General features: G+C 71.8%; 14 protein-coding genes. 5 read left to right on the top strand and 9 right to left on the bottom strand.

The window, feature by feature from the left end; translation table 11 throughout:
* Positions 1–110: 110 nt before the first annotated feature.
* Positions 111–1,511, bottom strand: coding sequence for a hypothetical protein (locus tag ACGFIM_RS20150; RefSeq protein WP_393202301.1), 1,401 nt, complete (start codon positions 1,509–1,511; stop codon positions 111–113).
* Between the two features lie 162 nt (positions 1,512–1,673).
* The gene (locus ACGFIM_RS20145) at positions 1,674–3,191 is read right to left on the bottom strand and encodes an FAD-dependent monooxygenase (protein WP_393202299.1); all 1,518 of its coding nucleotides are present in this window, start codon (positions 3,189–3,191) and stop codon (positions 1,674–1,676) included.
* Between the two features lie 198 nt (positions 3,192–3,389).
* On the opposite strand from ACGFIM_RS20145, the gene ACGFIM_RS20140 reads away from it, so the two are divergent.
* Both ACGFIM_RS20140 and ACGFIM_RS20135 read left to right on the top strand, forming a co-directional pair.
* The gene (locus ACGFIM_RS20140; protein ID WP_393202297.1) at positions 3,390–4,586 is read left to right on the top strand and encodes a cytochrome P450; all 1,197 of its coding nucleotides are present in this window, start codon (positions 3,390–3,392) and stop codon (positions 4,584–4,586) included.
* Between the two features lie 22 nt (positions 4,587–4,608).
* Positions 4,609–5,562 carry an NAD-dependent epimerase/dehydratase family protein gene (locus tag ACGFIM_RS20135; protein WP_393202295.1) on the top strand — a complete coding sequence of 318 codons (954 nt, stop codon included), beginning with the start codon at positions 4,609–4,611 and terminating at the stop codon, positions 5,560–5,562.
* A gap of 42 nt (positions 5,563–5,604) precedes the next feature.
* On the opposite strand, the gene ACGFIM_RS20130 is transcribed toward ACGFIM_RS20135, so the two are convergent.
* The 5 genes from ACGFIM_RS20130 to ACGFIM_RS20110 are packed head-to-tail and all read right to left on the bottom strand — an operon-like array spanning position 5,605 to position 10,260.
* Positions 5,605–6,879 carry an ABC transporter substrate-binding protein gene (locus ACGFIM_RS20130; RefSeq protein WP_393202293.1) on the bottom strand — a complete coding sequence of 425 codons (1,275 nt, stop codon included), beginning with the start codon at positions 6,877–6,879 and terminating at the stop codon, positions 5,605–5,607.
* Between the two features lie 5 nt (positions 6,880–6,884).
* On the bottom strand, positions 6,885–7,892 hold the full coding sequence (locus ACGFIM_RS20125; RefSeq protein ID WP_393202291.1) for a branched-chain amino acid ABC transporter permease: 1,008 nt from the start codon (positions 7,890–7,892) through the stop codon (positions 6,885–6,887).
* Positions 7,889–8,770, bottom strand: coding sequence for a branched-chain amino acid ABC transporter permease (locus ACGFIM_RS20120; RefSeq protein WP_393202289.1), 882 nt, complete (start codon positions 8,768–8,770; stop codon positions 7,889–7,891). The genes ACGFIM_RS20125 and ACGFIM_RS20120 overlap by 4 nt, the downstream gene beginning before the upstream one ends.
* A gap of 3 nt (positions 8,771–8,773) precedes the next feature.
* The gene (locus ACGFIM_RS20115; protein ID WP_393202287.1) at positions 8,774–9,490 is read right to left on the bottom strand and encodes an ABC transporter ATP-binding protein; all 717 of its coding nucleotides are present in this window, start codon (positions 9,488–9,490) and stop codon (positions 8,774–8,776) included.
* A complete protein-coding gene (locus ACGFIM_RS20110) occupies positions 9,487–10,260 on the bottom strand; it encodes an ABC transporter ATP-binding protein (protein WP_393202285.1) in 774 nt (257 codons plus the stop codon). Before ACGFIM_RS20110 ends, ACGFIM_RS20115 begins: the two co-directional genes overlap by 4 nt.
* Positions 10,261–10,438: 178 nt before the next feature.
* Between ACGFIM_RS20110 and ACGFIM_RS20105 the strand changes: the two genes are divergently transcribed.
* Positions 10,439–11,800, top strand: a complete 1,362-nt coding sequence (locus ACGFIM_RS20105; protein WP_393202283.1) for a PucR family transcriptional regulator — start codon at positions 10,439–10,441, stop codon at positions 11,798–11,800.
* Positions 11,787–13,253, top strand: coding sequence for a long-chain fatty acid--CoA ligase (locus ACGFIM_RS20100; RefSeq protein WP_393202281.1), 1,467 nt, complete (start codon positions 11,787–11,789; stop codon positions 13,251–13,253). The genes ACGFIM_RS20105 and ACGFIM_RS20100 overlap by 14 nt, the downstream gene beginning before the upstream one ends.
* On the opposite strand, the gene ACGFIM_RS20095 is transcribed toward ACGFIM_RS20100, so the two are convergent.
* Positions 13,231–15,582, bottom strand: a complete 2,352-nt coding sequence (locus ACGFIM_RS20095) for a glycoside hydrolase family 2 TIM barrel-domain containing protein (RefSeq protein WP_393202279.1) — start codon at positions 15,580–15,582, stop codon at positions 13,231–13,233. The two genes, ACGFIM_RS20100 and ACGFIM_RS20095, sit on opposite strands and share 23 nt — an antisense overlap.
* 187 nt (positions 15,583–15,769) lie before the next feature.
* Between ACGFIM_RS20095 and ACGFIM_RS20090 the strand changes: the two genes are divergently transcribed.
* Positions 15,770–16,636, top strand: coding sequence for a hypothetical protein (locus tag ACGFIM_RS20090; RefSeq protein WP_393202277.1), 867 nt, complete (start codon positions 15,770–15,772; stop codon positions 16,634–16,636).
* Here the strand turns inward: ACGFIM_RS20090 and rarD are convergent.
* Complete coding sequence (gene rarD, locus ACGFIM_RS20085) at positions 16,527–17,492, bottom strand: EamA family transporter RarD (protein WP_393202275.1); 966 nt, start codon at positions 17,490–17,492, stop codon at positions 16,527–16,529. The two genes, ACGFIM_RS20090 and rarD, sit on opposite strands and share 110 nt — an antisense overlap.
* Positions 17,493–17,550 lie beyond the last annotated feature (58 nt).

Genomic DNA, 17,550 nt, shown 5'->3' with positions numbered 1-17,550 from the left:
CGCGTCGCGAAGAACGCTCCTCCGCGCCCCCTGCCCCGTGGCCGCCCCGTTTACCAGGGGGAACGGGCGCCGGGGCGGTAGCCCGGCGCCCGTCCTCATCCGTGTGCGGATCAGCGGACTCCCCTGTGCACGCACAGGAGCTGGTCGCGGGTGGCGTTCCTGTCCCGGTAGGCGATGGCGGCGGGAGCCTCGTCGCTGAAGTGGCCGGGCAGCCGCTCGGCGGGGCTCCAGGAGGTGCCGTTGAAGCTGCTCCACCACAGGCTCTGGTCGGCGGCGCCGCGGTGCACGCAGAAGAGGCGGTCCTTGTAGACGGCCAGCGCGGGGCCCTCGGCGGCGTGGTGGCCGGGCAGCCGCTGGTCAGGGCTCCAGGCCGAGCCGTCCCAGCGGGTCCACCACAGGGCGGTGTCGTCGCCCGCGCCGCGGTGCACGCAGTAGAGGTGGCCGCGGTAGACGGCGAGCGCCGGGTTCGCGCCGGTGGCGTGGGCGGGCAGCCGCTCGTCGGGGCTCCAGGCCGAGCCGTCCCAGCGCGTCCACCACAGGGCCGCGTCACCGCCCGCGCCCCTGTGCACGCAGTACAGCTGCCCGTCGTACGCCGCCAGTGCCGGCGCGGTCTCGCTGAAGTGCCGGGGCAGCCGCTCGTCGGGGCTCCAGGCCGAGCCGTCCCAGCGCGTCCACCACAGGGCCGCGTCACCGCCCGCGCCCCTGTGCACGCAGTAGAGCCGCCCGTCCCAGGCCGCGAGCGCGGGCGCGGCCTGGCTGAGGTGCTGCGGGAAGCGCTGGTCCTCGCTCCAGCCCTCCTCGGCGTCGTAGACCGCCCACCACAGGCTCTGGTCGCCGTCGCGGCCCCGGTGCGCCAGGAACAACCGGTCCTGGAACTGGCCGAGCGCCGGTCCGGTCACGCTGAAGTGGTCGATGAAGCGCTGGTCCGTGCTCCATCCCTCGCCGGGCTCGTGGACCGCCCAGTAGAGCCCGGCGCCGCCGGCGGGCCTGCCGTCCTGCCTGGCGGGGACGAGCATGCCGGGCGCGGTCCACGGCGAGACCAGCTTGACCCCGTACGGGCGGGCGATGGAGGCGATCCAGCCGGCTTTGCCGCGTACGGCGCGCTCGATGAGCGGGGCGAGCGAGGAGCCGGCGACGATCGCCGTGGCCTGCCCGATGAGGTGCGGGATGTCGGCGGCGAGCAGCGCTGCCGACTCGTTGAGGTGGATCTCGAAACCCCACCAGCGGGAGATCGGCCAGATGTCGGCGCCCATCGTGCGCAGCTCGCGCTGGATGTCGCGCATGCGCTGCTGGTCCTGGGCGGCGAGATCGGCGATCTGGCGTTCGCTCTCGCGCCTGGCTTCGACCGCCTCGCGGGCCGGCGCGTCCTCCAGCAGCTCGGCCTCGACGGCCGCGTCCACGGCGGCGGAGGCCGCGGGGTCGTCCTGGGCGTGCAGCAGGGCGGTCTCGCCGCCGAGCACGCCGTCTTCCGCGTCGATCGTCGCCTTGCCGGCCCGGGTCTCGTCAGTCATATCCAGCCCCCTGGAGTGATAGGTGCGAACTGCGCCATCGTAACCAGGAGTAGCGTTTTGCTTACTCTATGACTGCCTTGGTCCCGGTAAACTCGCCGCAACCCCGGGCGCTCAACCCGTTGTCCCCACGGATCGGCGCCCATGGGGACAACCGGCGACCCGCTACCTCAGGTGTCCCAAAGCCATGCGGAGCGCGCCCGCGGGGTCGCCGCCGCGCCAGGCCACGTGCTGGTCGGGGCGCACCAGCGCCAGCGGCTCGCCGGGCAGGTGCACCTCCTCAAGGGGCACGCCCATCTCGCGCGCCTGGTCGATCAGCGAGGCGGCCTGCGGCGAGCCGAGGTCGCCGACGAGACTGAAGCCGCGGCCGAGCCGGTCGTAGAGCGACTCGCCGGGCGCGAGCCAGCGGTGCGGCAGGCGCTCGCCGGTGCCGGGCGCGACGATCGGCGAGCCGGTGTAGGTGTAGCCGAGCACCAGGTCGAGGCTGTGGAACTCGCTGTCCTTGGTACGGAAGATCGCCTCGGCCACGGCCGGGCGGACCCGCGCGAACTCCTCGTCGCCGCCCATCAGCGCCGGGTCGGCGAGCTCGGGTGCGAGCGTCGCCATGTTCGCCGCGGCGGCCTCGATGGTGTCGGCGGCGATGGGCCTGCGCTCGCTCTCGTACGTCTGCAGCAGCGCCGGCGGCGCCCACCCGCGCAGCACGGCGGCGAGCTTCCAGCCGATGTTGACGGCGTCGCCGACCCCGGTGTTGAAGCCGTGACCGCCGTAGGGCGGGTTCTGGTGCGCGGCGTCGCCGGCCAGGAAGACGCGCCCGCCCGCGTACTTGTCGGCGAGCAGCATCCGCGCCGTCCACGGGTCGGTGGCGAGGATCTCCACGTCGATGTCGGCGCCGGCGAGGTTGCGCACCAGCCGTACGGGGTCGGCGTCCTCGGCGCGCACCCCCTGGGCGATGCACCACCAGGTGTCCTTGAGGTCGAGGCGGCCGACGATGCCGGGCTGGGCCGGGTTGAGCACCCAGTAGTGGACGGCGGGGCCGTGCGGCACCCGGTCGGCGAGGTCGGGGGCACGGAAGGTGATGTTGAAGTTGGGCCGGGCGTCCTGGCGGCCCTCGTAGCGGGCGCCGATGGCGTCCCTGGTGACGCTGCGGGAGCCGTCACAGCCCACGACGTACTGGGCGCGGACCTCGCGCTCGGCGCCCCCGGCGTCGGCGATGCGCACGGTCACGCCGTCCGCGTCCTCCTCCAGGCCGGTCACCTTCCAGCCGGTGAGCAGCGCGTCGCCGACGGCCTCGCGCAGCACCTCCTCCACCAGCGGCTGCGGCACCTGCTGGCCCGGCTCGGCGGCCAGGTCGGAGCCGACGAGGTCGAGGCCGAAACAGCGGTCGATACGCGCGATCTCCCGGCCGAGCAGGCTGCTCACGAACACCGCCTCGTCCGACCAGGACACCGCGAGCGGCGCACGCGCGCGTAAGGTGTCGGCCAGACCCCATCTGCGCAGGATCTCCATCGAGCGGGCCGAGGTGGTCTTCGCCCGCGGGCGCAGCCAGGACACCGTCTCGCGCGGCTCGACCACCAGGCATTCGATGCCGTGGTAGGCCAGCTCGACCGCGGTCGCCAGGCCGACCGGCCCGCCTCCGGCCACCAGCACGGGCACAGAGCCGGGAACTTGCCGTACCAAATCCATGGGCCGTCCTCTTCATCATGATGAGCGGGGGTATGTTTCCTGCGCCGCCGAGCGCGCGTCAACCCGCCGGCCGGCCGCGGCCGCGATGCGGCCGAGGTTTTGGTACGACCCCGCAACGATTGATGATCGCTTCTAGTGAAGCGATCACCGGGATCAGTACGGTGCTGTGCAAGTAACGGAACCATCTCAGGGGATTGCATGAGCGAGACCTCGGCGATGCCGCTGCACATGCGGCGGGTGGCGTTCGATCCCGCGCCGGAGCTGGCGGCGCTTAGGGACAAGGAAGGTATCAAGAAGATCACGACCGCGTTCGGTTCCGAGGCGTGGCTCGTGACCAGGCACGCGGACGTCCGCGAGGTGCTGGGCGACGCGGAGACGTTCAAGGTGGCGCCGCAGACGATCGCCCGCCTGCCCGGAGCGCCGCCGATGACCGAGGAGCAGCTCGCCAAGGTCCGCGCGGGCAACCTGCTCGGTGTGGACCCGCCCGAGCACACGCGGCTGCGCAGGATGCTGACGCCCGAGTTCACCATCCGGCGCATGCAGCGGCTCGAACCCCGGATCAAGCGCATCGTCGAGGAGCATCTCGACGCGATCGAGGCCGCCGGCTCCCCCGCCGACCTGGTGCCGTCGTTCGCGTTACCGATCCCGTCGCTGGTGATCTGCGAGCTGCTCGGCGTCCCGTACGAGGACCGCGACGAGTTCCAGCAGCGGACGAACCGGATGCTCGACATGACCGTGCCGGGCGAGGAGCGCATGAGGCTGCAGTTCGAGCAGCGCGCCTACATGGAGAGCCTGGTCGCGCGCATCCAGGCCGACCCGGGCGAGGAGCTGCTCGGCATGCTCGTCCGCGAGCACGGCGACGACCTGACCACCGACGAGCTGATCGGCATCGGCGGGCTGCTGCTGTTCGCCGGGCACGAGACCACCTCCAACATGCTTTCGCTCGGCACGCTCGCGCTGCTGCGCCACCCCGAGCAGCTCGACCTGCTGCGCCGCGAGCCCGAGCGCATCGACGCGACGGTGGAGGAGCTGCTGCGCTACCTCAGCATCGTCAACTCCGGCACCACGAAGGTCGCCACCAGGGACACCGAGGTGGGCGGGCAGCGGATCGCGGAGGGCGACCTGGTGCTGTGCTCGCTGCCCACCGCCAACAGGGACCCGTCGTTCCTGCCCGACGCCGACACCTTCGACCTGCGCCGCGGCGCTCCCGGCCACCTCGCGTTCGGGCACGGCGTGCACCACTGCCTGGGCGCCCCGCTGGCCCGCATGGAGCTGCGCATCGCCTTCCCCGCCCTGCTCGACCGTTTCCCGGGGCTGCGCCTGACGGACAACGAGCCGCAGTTCCGCACGTTCAGCATCGTCTACGGCCTCGCCTCTCTGGAGGTGGCCTGGTAGCGGGCGGGTCTACGCTGTTCGCATGCGCGTTGTGGTGATCGGCGGTAGTGGGCACATCGGTACGTACCTCATCCCGCGTCTGGTGAGCGCCGGACACGAGGTGATCAACGTGAGCAGGGGCACCCGCGAGCCCTACACCCCGCACGGTGCGTGGCGGAAGGTGACCACGGTCACCGCCGACAGGAAGGTGGACGAGGCCGATCACACGTTCGGGCGGCGCATCGCGAAGCTGGAGCCCGACGTCGTCATCGACCTGATCTGCTTCACCGAGAGCAGCGCGGCCCTGCTGGCCGACGCGCTGGCCGGCAAGGTGCGGCACTTCCTGCACTGCGGCACGATCTGGGTGCACGGGCCGAGCGCGCAGGTGCCGACGACGGAGGACGCCAGACGCACGCCCTTCGGCGAGTACGGCGTGCGCAAGGCGGCCATCGAGGCGATGCTGCTGGAGCGGGCCCAGCGCGACGGTTTCCCGGCCACGATCATCCATCCCGGCCACATCACCGGGCCGGGATGGGTGCCGGTCAACCCGGCGGGCAACGTCAACCCGGAGGTGTTCCAGAAGCTGGCCGAGGGCTCGGAGCTGACGCTGCCGAACCTCGGCCTGGAGACCGTCCAGCACGTGCACGCCGACGACGTGGCCCGCCTGTTCGTCGACGCCATCAACAACCGGGCGGCGGCGATCGGCGAGAGCTTCCACTCGGTCGCGACCACCGCCCTGACCCTGCGCGGCTACGCCGAGGCGGTGGCCGGCTGGTTCGGCAAGGAGGCCCGGCTGTCGTTCCTGCCGTGGGAGCAGTGGCGCAAGACGGTCTCGGAGGAGGACGCCGCGCTGACGTACGACCACATCGCCCACAGCCCCCACTGCAGCATGGCCAAGGCCGAGCGGCTGCTCGGCCACCGTCCCCGCTACACCTCGCTGGAGGCGATCGCCGAGGCGGTCGACTGGCTGGTGCGCGCGGGGACGATCAAGCCGTAGGGGCGATCAAGCCCCTGATGACGGCCGGGCCGTGCGGAGGGCTCAGCCGGTCAGCGGGCCGAACTCGGCACGCGTGTCGATCACGTCGCCGAACAGCTCCCACCGCTCGCCCTTGAACCGCATGAGCTGCATCGACTCGATGGGGAACGCGTCGTCGGGCCCGGTGTCGAGCGTGATGCCGGGCAGCAGCATGTCGATCGTGACGCCCTTGAGGTTGTGCACGGAGTCGCGCAGCCCTTCACGGGTGGGGCAGGCGGCGGCCTCCATCGCCTTGTGGAAGCTGGCCGCCACGGCCCAGCCGAACGTGTGGTACGGCACGTTCGGGTCGGCGTCCGGCGCGTACTGCTCCATCTTCTCCTTGTAGAGCCGCATCTCGGGGTCGTCGGCCCAGGTGGGGTCGTTCGGGTCCTTGTAGTAGGCGGACGACACTACGCCCTGCACGTTGTCGAAGCCGACCGGCTTGAGCACGGTGATCGAGGCGGCGACGTTGTTGACGATGTGCAGCGGGTTCCACTTGGTGTTCTTGGCGTCGGCGGCCAGCGCCTGCGAGCCGAACTTGGGCGTGGTGACGTTGAGGAACACATCGGCCTTCGACTCGGCCAGGTTGCGCATCTGCGGGTCGACGCTGGGGTCGGAAACCTCGTAGCTCTGCTCGGCGACGACCTGCACCTGCGTGCCCTCGATGGCCCGCTTGAACCCATCGAGCAGGTCCTTGCCGAAGTCGTCGTTCTGGTAGAGCACGGCGACCTTGGCCTGCGGCTTCTCCTTCTTCAGGTACGCGGCGTAGACGCGGGCCTCGGAGATGTAGTTGGGCTGCCAGCCGATCGTCCACGGGTGCGCGGTGTCGGTGCCCCACTGGGAGGCGCCGGTGGCGACGAAGACCTGCGGGACCTTGCGCTGGTTGGCGTAGTCCCAGGTGGCCGCGGTGGAGGGGGTGCCGAGGGTCTGGAACAGGGCGAACACCTGCTCCTGCTCGACCAGCCTGCGGGCCTCCTCCACGGCCTTGGGCGGCTGGTAGCCGTCGTCGCGGACGATGAACTCGACCTTGCGCCCGCCGATGCCGTTCTTCTCGGCGTTGATGTAGTCGAAGTACGCCTTGATGCCCTTGGGGATGTCGCCGTAGGCGGAGGCGGGGCCGGACAGCGGGTAGATGCCGCCCAGCTTGATGCTGCTGTCGGTGATGCCGGTGGTCTGCTGTCCCTGGCACTGGCCGGAGGCCGCCGTGCCGGTGGTGCCGCCGCCGCTGTCACGCCCCCCGCAGGCGGCGACGGCGAGCAGGAGCAGCGCCGCACCGCCGATCGCACATACTCGTCGCATCCCTCTTACTCCTTCCGGGGAATCTTCTGAAGCAGCCGCCCGGCCAGACCCGCGAGCCCCGTCGGGGCCACGTACATGACGGCGATGATCAGCAGGCCGAAGATGACGCCGGGCGCGGCGTCGTTGACGTCCTGCGAGATGCTCGGCACGAACATCACGAACAAAGCGCCGAGCACGGGTCCTGGCAGCGCGCCGAGCCCCCCGACGACCAGGCCGGCCAGCAGGGTGATCGACAGGTTCACGGTGAACGAGTCGGGCGAGACGAAGCCGATCACCCAGGTGTAGACGCATCCGGCGGCCCCGGCGTACATGGCGCTCCAGGCGAAGGCGAGCGTCTTGTACGACGACAGCCGCACCCCCATGACCTCGGCCGCCGTCTCGTTGTCGCGGACGGCGTGCAGCGCCCGGCCGACCCGCGAGCGCAGCAGCCCCGCGGCCACGAGGAAGGCGACGACGGCGAAGGCGAGGGTGATGAAGTACAGCCACTGGTCCTCGGCCAGGCCGCTCCAGGCGGGTGGCGCGGGCTTGGCCAGGGTGAGACCCATGGAGCCGCCGGTCAGCTCCTCGAACCGCTTGAGCAGCGGAACCAGGAAGATCGCGATGGCGAGCGTGACGAGCGCCAGGTACAGGCCGCGCAGCCGCATCGCCGGCACGCCGAGCGCGAGACCCAGCACGAACGCCACGGCCGCGGCGGCGGGCAGCGTCAGCGGGTACGGCAGGTCGTACCGGTCGAGCAGGATGGCCCCCGTGTACGCGCCGACGGCGAAGAAGGCGCCGTGCCCGAGCGAGATCTGCCCGGCGTGCCCGACCAGCAGGTCGAGCCCGAGCAGCACCACGCTGTAGATCAGCACCATCGTGAGCTGGAAGACGTGGAACGGCGCGAGCTGGAAGGGCGCGTAGACGGCGGCGGCCAGCAGCAGCGCCAGGGCGGCCCACCGCCAGCGCGGGCCGGATGCGCGCCGCGCCCGCGAGGGCGCCCGCGTGGCCTTTTCCGCATGTTTCACGTGGATCATGCGCGTTCCACCGCCGCTCGTCCGAGCAGGCCCTGGGGCCGCAGCAGCAGGACGCCGAGGATGATCACCAGCGGCACCCCCACCTTGAGGTCGGATCCGATGAAGCCGACGTACGCGCCGGCGAGGGTCTCCGCGACGCCCACGATCAGCCCGCCGATCACCGCGCCGAGCGGGCTGTCGAAGCCGCCGAGCGTGGCCGCGGCGAACGCGTAGATGAGGACGCCGCCCATCATGTTCGGCTCCAGGAACAGCAGCGGCGCGACCAGCACCCCGGACACCGCGCCGACGGTGGCGGCCAGGCCCCAGCCGAGCGCGAGCGTCCAGCCGACCCTGATGCCGACCAGCCGGGCCGAGGCCGGGTTGGCCGCCACCGCGCGCATGCCGAGCCCGATCTTGGTGTGCCGGAAGAGCAGGTAGAGCAGGCCCATGACCAGCGCCACCACGCCGAGCACGCCGAGGGTGGAGAAGGAGACGCTGATCCCGGCCGCCTCCAGCGCGCCGCCGGGGAACGGGTTGGGGAAGTCCTTGATGAGGAACGTCCAGATCCACCCGGCCGCGGCGTTGACGAAGATGAACAGCCCGACGGTGACGATGACGATGGTCAGCTCGGGCGCGCCCTCGACCGGCCTGATGATGACCCGTTCGATGAGCATGCCGCCGGCGAACGACACCACCAGCGTCAGCGGCAGCGCGACCCAGAACGGCAGCCCGGCGGCCATGCACTGCCAGGCGACGTACGTGGAGAACATGGCCAGCTCGCCCTGGGCGAAGTTCACGATGCCGGTGAACTGGTAGATCAGCACCAGGGCGAGGGCCAGGCTGGCGTAGATGGCGCCCGCGCCGAGCCCTTCGACGATCTGCTGCAGGAATCCGGCCATCGCCTACACCCGGTATCCGAGGTACGACTGCGCGACCTGCTCGTCCGCCTGAATCTCCGCGGCCGTGCCGGACAGCACGATCCGCCCGGTCTCCAGGACGTGGGCCTGCTGGGCTATGCCGAGAGCGAGGTGGGCGTTCTGCTCGACGACGACCACGGTGGTCTGCTCCTCTGCGTTGATGGCCTGCACGATGCGGAACAGCTCCCGGGTGACCAGCGGGGCCAGGCCCAGCGACGGCTCGTCGAGCAGCAGCACCTTGGGGCGCAGCATGAGCGCCCTGCCGATGGCCAGCATCTGCTGCTCGCCGCCGCTCAGGCTGCCGGCGGCCTGCTTGAGCCGCTTCTTCAGCACCGGGAAGTAGGTGTAGATGCGGTCGAGGTCGCGTGCCACGGCGGCGCGGTCGCGGCGGACGAACGCGCCGAGCCGCAGGTTCTCCTCAACGGTCAGCGGCATGAACGTGCCGCGCCCCTCGGGCACGTGGGCGACGCCGAGCCTGGCCACCGCGTCAGGCGGCCGCCCGGTCAGGTCGGTGCCGCCGAGCGTGATCGTGCCGCGCGCCTTGACCATCCCCGACAGGGCTCTGAGCAGGGTGGTCTTGCCGGCGCCGTTCGGCCCGAGAATCGCGCAGACCTCGCCCTGCCGTACGGTGAAGCGCACGCCGTGCAGCACCTGGGCGTCGCCGTAACCGGCGTCCAGGCCGTCCACCACGAGATCGCTCATGCGCCCGCCTCCTCACCGGCGGTCCCCAGATAGGCCTCGATGACGGCGGGGTCGCGCTGCACCTGCTCCGGCGGCCCTTCGGCGATCTTGCGGCCGAAGTCGAGGCAGACGATGCGGTCGCAGGTGCCCATGACGAAGCCCATGTGGTGCTCGACCACGATCACCGTGAGGTCGTACTCGTCGCGGATCGCCCCGAGCGTGCCGGCGAACTCCTCGACCTCGGCCGCGTTCAGGCCGTTGACCGGCTCGTCGAGCAGCAGCAGCCGGGGCCTGCCGATGAGCGCGCGGGCCAGCTCGACCCGCTTCAGGGTGCCGAACGGCAGCCCGGTCGCCGGATGCCCGGCCACGCCGGCGAGGTCCAGCCGCTCCAGCACCGCGTCGGCGTCGGCGCGCAGCTCCCGCTCCTCGCGCCGCACGCCGGGCAGCCGGAGCCCGGCGGACAGGAAGCCGGCGCGGCCCCGGTGGTGCGCGCCGACCAGCACGTTGTCGCGGACCGACAGGCGCGGGAACAGGCCGAGGTTCTGGAACGTGCGGGCGATGCCGAGCCCGGCGATGGCGTGCGGGGGCAGCCTGGTCAGGTCGGTCCCCTCGTACGTGACACTGCCCGCGTCCGGGTCGTACCGCCGGGTCAGGCAGTTGAACAGGGTGGTCTTGCCGGCGCCGTTCGGCCCGATGAGCCCCACCATCTCCCCGCCCGCGACGCCGAACCCCACGCCGTCCAGCGCGGTGATCCCGCCGAAGCGGACGGTAAGATCGTGTACCTCCAGCATCCGGCCTCCTGGAGAACAATGTTCTGAAGTTGGCCTCAGCGTAGGAGCCGCCCGTCGCGAGCCGCATTGGGCACGGTGACCCAAGATGTTTCGGGCGAGTTGTCTTCTGAGCACAGCGAGGGTCTCATCACGGTTACGACCCGTTGACCGCCCGGCGCAGGCCATGGATCATCCCGGCATGTCCACCGGTTCGCACACCGTGGAAGCCGCCGTACGCGCGGAACGCACACGCATACTCTCCGAGCTGCTCGACGACCTGCCCCACCTCGCCGACGTCGCCGTGGCGACGATGCGCGCGGAGATCCCCTCCTACGACGCTCAAGGACCGGACTTTCACGCCGACGTACGCGACCAGGTGGTCAGGCACTACCGCGCCAAGCTGGGCGTGCTGCTGGAGGACCGCACGGTCACGCTGGACGACATCTCCTTCACCAGGCGGGCGGCCATGCGCCGGGCCAGGGCCGGGGTGGCGCTGGCCGACTACATCAACGCGTTCAGAGTGGGCCAGCAGGTCTTCTGGGAGGCCGTGGTCGAGCGGGCGGGCAGCGCGTTCGCCGGGCGCGAGGCGGCGCTGACGCTGGCCGCGCCCTTGATGCGCTACTGCGACTTCGCGAGCACGCACGCGGCCAACGCGTACATGGAGTTCCAGCAGTACGCGGCGGCCGAGGCGGTGCGCGAGAGCCGCGACCTGCTGGAGACGCTGCTCGCCGGCTCGGTGCCGACGCGCGGCAGGGAGCTGGCCGCCGCGCAGGCGCACGGCCTGGCCCCCGACGCGCGCACGCCGCTGCTCGTGGTGATCGCCGTACTGGCCGGTCCCTCCTCGGTGACCTCCGGCCCCGACCAGGGGGCCGACGCGCGCCACGCCGCCTGCGCCGCGATCGCCCGCACCGGCGGCAACGGCACCCGCACGCTGTCGGTGGTGCGCCAGTCGGAGATCGTCGCGATCCCCGTACTCGGCCCCGGAGCGGACGCCGAGGAGCTGTGCGACCGGCTGCAGAGCGTGCGCGACAGCCTGGCCGCCGAGGGCATCAGGCTGGCCATGGGCATCAGCACCGTCGTCACCGGCACCGAGCGGATCCCGCAGGCGTACCAGGAGGCCAGGGCGGTCCTGGACTTCGTGCCCGAGGAGGGCGGCGTGGCGGCGCTGCCCAGGATCACCGCGTTCCAGTACCTCGCGCTGAAGGCCGACGACACCGCGCGCCACCTCATCGACCGCCGCATCACCGCGCTGCTGTCGGAGGACCGGGCGCGCGGCGGCGTGCTCACGGCCACGATCAGAGCCTTCGCCGGAGCCGACCTCAACCTGCGGGCCGCCGCGGAACGCCTGCAGATCCACCCCAACACCGCCCAGTACCGGCTGCGCCGCATCCAGGAGCGCACCGGGCGGAGCCTGCGCTCGATCAACGATCTCCTGGAGCTGCTGGTCGCGATCGCACTGCACGATGCGCTGCCCACCAATGCCGGGCGGGAAAGACTGGGCGCCGTGACCAATGAGGGGCGTGGGAGAGCGGACGTACGGTCGTTCCATGAACCTCGCTGACCGGCTCCTCGCCGCCGCCGACCGGCTCGGCGGGCGGGCGGTTCTCACGCTGGACGAGGCGGAGCTGACGTACGGGGCGCTGGAGGAGCTGAGCGCCCGCCTTGCGGGCCTGCTGCGGTGCCGCGGGATCGGCCCCGGCGACCGGGTCGCGATCATGCTGCCGAACGTGCCGGAGTTCGGCGTCGTCTACTACGGGGTGCTGCGGACCGGCGCGGTGGTGGTGCCGCTCGATCCGCTGCTGAAGCGGCGGGAGATCGCCGCGTACCTGGGGGACTGCGGCGCCCGGCTGCTCATCGCCTGGCACGCCTTCGCCGAGACGGCCGAGGCGGGCTCGGCCGGCACCAAGGCCGACTGCTTCTTCGTGGTGCCCGGCGAGTTCCGCAGGCTGCTGCGCCGCGTCGCCCCCGAACGGGAGATCGCCCCCACGGCCGCGGAGGACACCGCCGTCATCCACTACACCTCCGGCACCACCGGCCGGCCCAAGGGCATCGAGCTGACCCACGGCAACCTGGGCGGCAACGCCGCCACCGTGGCCCGCATGCACGCGCTGGGCGTGGACGACGTGGTGCTCGGCGCGCTGCCGCTCTACCACACCTTCGGCCAGACCTGCGCGCTCAACGCCACCGTGCACGCCGGGGCCCGGCTGACGCTGCTCCCCCGCTTCGACCCGGGCCGCGCCCTCGAGGTGATCAGGCGCGACGGGGTGACGGTGTTCCAGGGCGTGCCGACCATGTTCATCGCGCTGCTCGACCATCCCGGCGCCTCCGACATGTCGATGCTGCGGGTCTGCGCATCCGGCGGGGCGGCGCTGCCGCTCGACGTGCTGCGCGCCTACGAGACCCGCTTCGGCTGCGAGATCATCGAGGGGTACGGGCTCAGCGAGACCTCGCCCGTCGCCGCCGCCAACCGCGGCGGCCGGCACCGCAGGCCCGGCTCGATCGGCTGGCCCATCAGGGACGTCGAGATGAAGGTCGTCGACGAGGAGGGCCGCGAGGTGCCGCGCGGCGAGATCGGCGAGATCGTCGTACGCGGCCCCAACGTGATGAAGGGCTACTGGAACGACCCCGCCGCCACCGCCGAGGCCGTCCGCGACGGCTGGTTCCACACCGGCGACCTCGGCAAGGTCGATGACGACGGCTACTTCTTCCTGGTGGACCGCCGCCGCGACGTCATCATCCGCGGCGGCTACACGGTCTATCCGCGCGAGATCGAGGAGGTGCTCTACGAGCACCCGGCCGTGCGCCAGGCCGCCGTGGTCGGGGTGCCGCACCCGGAGCTGGGCGAGGAGATCGCGGCCGTGGTGGCGCTGCGCGCCCCGGTGAGCGACGGCGAGCTGCGCGACTTCGTCCGTGAGCGGGTGGCGGCCTACAAGTATCCGCGCCGCCTGACGTTCGTGGACGAGCTGCCGATGTCCCCCACCGGCAAGATCCTCAAGCGCGCGCTGGTGCCCTGAGCTCGTTGACGCAGCGCAGTACCGGGTACGACGTGAGCGCCGCCGGGTCCAGCTCGGCCTCCGAGGTCACGTGGAAGGTGACGCTCTCGCCGGGAAGCAGCGTGACGAGCTGCTCGTCCACGCTCGCCGCCGGGTCGAGCCGGTCGGGGAAGAGCGCCAGCTCGCGCACGATCGTCGCGGCCGTGACGGTGACCGCGTACCCGCCGGGCTCGCGCTCCACGGTGGCGGTGAGCTCGGCAGGCGGGTAGCCCATGGCCGGGTCCTCGGCCGTGGGGAACAGCGCCCGGTGCCCGTCCAGCTCGGCGGTCAGCAGCGCGGCCGTCTGGCCCTGCGGCGGGGCGACGCGCAGCGTGGCGCGGGCCGGCACCGTGACCTGCTCGCTCTGCGCGGCCAGCGCCCGGCCCGACAGGTCGCGCCAGGCCAGCGTGAGCGTGCCCGCCCACGCCTCGCCGGTGTCGTTGACCAGGACCACCTCGTCGCCGAGCCGGGTGATCAGGCGGTCGGCGAAGGCGCGGCGCAGCGCGTACCACAGGGGCTTCCTGCGGCCCGCGCCGTCCACGGCCGCCCAGGAGGTGACGGGCCAGCAGTCGTTGAGCTGCCAGACGATCGTGCCCATGCAGTACGGCATCAGCGCGCGGAACCGCTCGACGCCGAACGCCATCGCGCGGGCCTGGTTGAGCTGCGTGTAGTAGTGCCAGTCGTCGAACGTCTCGGGGCGCGGCAGGTGCCCGCCCAGCCCGGCGATCAGCTTCTCCTGCCCGCCCGGTGCCTTCTGGTGCGAGGAGTCCGGGGTCAGCGGCTCATCCGATGAGGCGGCGCGCAGCGTGGCGTACGTCGGCGGCCCCTGGTAGCCGAACTCGGCGACGAAGCGCGGCGTGTAGCCGGCGTAGTGGAGGTAATCCTGGCCGCCGCCCCAGACCGTCCAGATGTGCACGGTGCCGGTGGAGGGGTCGCGCACGTCCCGGTCCGGGCTGCCCGAGTACGGGCTGCCCGGCCAGTAGGGCCTGGTCGGGTCCAGCTCCGACACCACCGACGGCAGCACGTCGTAGTAGAACCCGGCGCCCCAGCTCCTGTCGCCGAGCCGGCCGCGCCAGTCCCAGTGCTGGTGTCCCTCGATGTTCTCGTTGTTGCCGCACCACAGCACCAGGCTCGGGTGTGCCGACAGCCTGGCCACGTTCTCGCGCGCCTCCGCCTCGACCTCCGAGCGGAACGGCTCCTCCTCCGGGTAGGCCGAGCAGGCGAACGGGAAGTCCTGCCACACCAGCAGGCCGAGCCGGTCGGCCAGGCCGTAGAAGGCGTCGGACTCGTACACGCCGCCGCCCCACACCCGCAGCGTGTTGGCCCCGGCGGCGATCGCCTGCGCGAAGCGCTCGGCCAGGCGCTCCTCGGTGACGCGGGCGGGAAAGCAGTCGTCGGGGATCCAGTTGAAGCCGCGCACGAACACCGGCCGGCCGTTGACGATCAGCCGGAACGCGTCGGTGTCCAGCTCGACCGTGCGGAAGCCGATCTCGCGCCGCCACCGGTCGGATCCCGCGCGCACGGTCAGCGGGTAGAGCGGCTGCGCGCCGTGGCCGCGCGGCCACCACCGCTCGGCGTGCGGCACGTCCAGGCGCAGCACGGCCTCGCTGCGGCCCTGCTCCAGCTTGGCCTCCACGCTCACGCCCGCCGCCTCGGCGGTCACGGTGACGGGTGCATCGCCCGTGCGCTCGACGCGGACGTGGACGTCCACGCCGTCGCCGCGCACCAGCGGCCGCACCTCGGCCAGCCGGGCGCCCGACCAGGAGTGCAGCCCGATGGGCCGCCAGATGCCGCTGGTCACCAGCGTGGGGCCCCAGTCCCAGCCGAAGTTGCAGGCCATCTTCCTGATGAACGCGTACGGCTCGTCGTAGGCGGCGGGCCGGTCGCCGAGCCGTTCCCGCTGCTCCTCGGCGTAGGCGTAGGGGGCGCGGAAGCGCACCTGGAGCGTGTTGCGGCCCTCCTGGAGCAGGTCGCGCACGGCGAAGCGGTAGGTGCGGTGCATGTTGGCGGTGGCGCCCAGCTCGTGTCCGTTGAGCAGCACGGTGGCCACCGTGTCGAGCCCCTCGCACACGAGGTCGGTTCGCTCGGAGCCGTCGTCGTGCCAGTCGAACGCGGTCTCGTAGATCCAGTCCGTACGCCCGATCCAGGTCAGCCGCCGCTCGTTGTCGTCGCGGTAGGGGTCGTCGATGAGGCCGGCGGCGAGCAGGTCGGTGTGAACGCTGCCCGGCACGGCGGCCGGAATGCCCGCGAGGTCACGCCTGTCGTCGCCGGCCGCGCGGAGGGTCCAGCCGTCGTGCAGCGCACGGAACACGTGTCTCTCCCATACCGGTCTCACTAAACCGAGTAAGCCCACGCGACTCTACGTGGGAGCCATAGGGCCGTCAACGGCTGGCATAGCGAGGTTAACCGGTTCCCTCAAGGAGCGCGGCACAAGCGCCGACGGCAAACGGGGTACGTACGTACCGATTCCAGCGCGCTCATCCTCCCGGGAGCTGCCCATGTCGAGACCCCAGAAGCAGCCGTCGCTCCTCCTCGACCCCGTCCTGATCATCGGCACCGCGCTGTCGGTGCTGCTCGGAGTGATCTTCTACCTCCGGGAGGAGACCGCTCAGGGGCTCGGCATGGTGGCCGGACTCATCGGCGGCGTGATCACGTTACAGGTGCAGACGCTGCTCAGGGAGAAGCGCCGGGTCGACCAGGAGACGCGGGTCGGGCAGATGGTGGCGACCATCGAGAAGATCCCGTGGCTGCCCGACCTGATGGCGCCGATCCTGCGGGCGGCCAAGCACGTCGAGCGCGAGTACGCGGACACCCCGGCGGCCGACGCCTGCCGGGTGGCGTTCGAGGAGTGCCTGCGCACGCTGGCCGACCTCGAACGCGGCCACTTCCGCACGCCCTACGGCGACAACGCGGTCTTCCAGCGGCTGATCGACCAGACCAAGCACACCATCTGCGCGACCAGCGTGCCCGCGGTGGACCTCACGTGGTGGCGGGAGCCGGTCGGGCGGCAGTACTGGCAGGCCCAGCTGGACGCGCTGGCGCGGGGCGTCACGATCCGCCGGGTGTTCATCTACCACGAGTGGACCGACGAGCTGGACGCCCTGGCCCGCGAGCAGATGGCCGCCGGCGTCCGGGTGCGCAGGGTGCACGTGGACCGGCTCCCGCCGGCGATGCGGGTGATCACGGGGGTGTGGGACGGCACGTGCGGTCACGAGCTGAGCTACACGGCGGCGGGCGAGGCGGTGTGGGACACATTCACGGTGTCTCCCCCTGATCTCGAACGGCTGAAGACGCAGTTCGAAATGATCGAGCGGAGCGCGGTGGAGCTCGACGAGCCCCATCGGCAGCCCGACTCCGTCTCCTGACGCCCTCGGCGGTCAGCACCGCGAGCGCGGCCCACAGCAGGGCGAACGCCGCCCATCTGACGGCCGGCATCACCTCTCGGAACACCAGCACACCGAGGAGGAACTGCACGATCGGCTCGATGAACTGCAGCATGCCGACCACGCTGAGCGGAACGCGCGTGGCCGCCGCGTTGAACAGCAGCATCGGCACCGTCATGACGAAGCCGGAGCCGGCGCCGAGCAGCGCGTTGGCGAGCGAGACGTGGCCGAAGGTGGCCTCGCCGGAAACCTGGAGCACGACCGTGTAGGCGGCGGCGAACGGGAACAGCACCGCGGTCTCGACCATGAGCCCTTCGACGGCGCCCACGTCGACATGCTTCTTGATCAGTCCGTACAGGCCGAAGGTGGCGGCCAGGCCGAGCGCGATCCAGGGCAGGCCGCCGTAGGCGGCGGTGAGCACGGCGACCGCCGCCGCACCGAGCCCGATGGCGGCCCACTGACCGGCGCGCAGGCGTTCGCGCAGGACGGCCACGCCGAGCGCGACGCTGACCAGCGGGGTGATGAAGTAGCCGAGCGAGGCGTCGACCACGTGGCCGTTGGTGCTCGCCCAGATGAACAGCGCCCAGTTGACCGCGGTGAGGATCCCGGCGAGGGTGAGCAGGCCCAGCTCGCGGGGGTTGCGCAGGATCACGGCCACGCGGTGGGCCCGGCCCATGGCCAGCAGCAGCACTCCGATCGCGACAGGCGAGAAGAGCACCCGGAGGGCGAGGATCTCGATGGCGCCCGTGGGCTCGGCCAGCGGCCAGTAGAGCACCGACAGTCCCCAGAGCACGTACGCCGCGGCGCCGAGCAGCAGACCTTGGCGAGCGACGGGCACCACCTCACCATACGCCGAGCACCCGGTGAAAACCGATCACCGCAAGGGGGGAACCTCG

Origin of the sequence: Nonomuraea sp. NPDC049309 (assembly GCF_043196965.1) — a bacterium.
Taxonomy (GTDB): Bacteria; Actinomycetota; Actinomycetes; order Streptosporangiales; family Streptosporangiaceae; genus Nonomuraea; species Nonomuraea fastidiosa.
The sequence above is the reverse complement of the archived record's forward strand: the minus strand, read 5'-3'. Positions and strand labels throughout refer to the sequence as shown.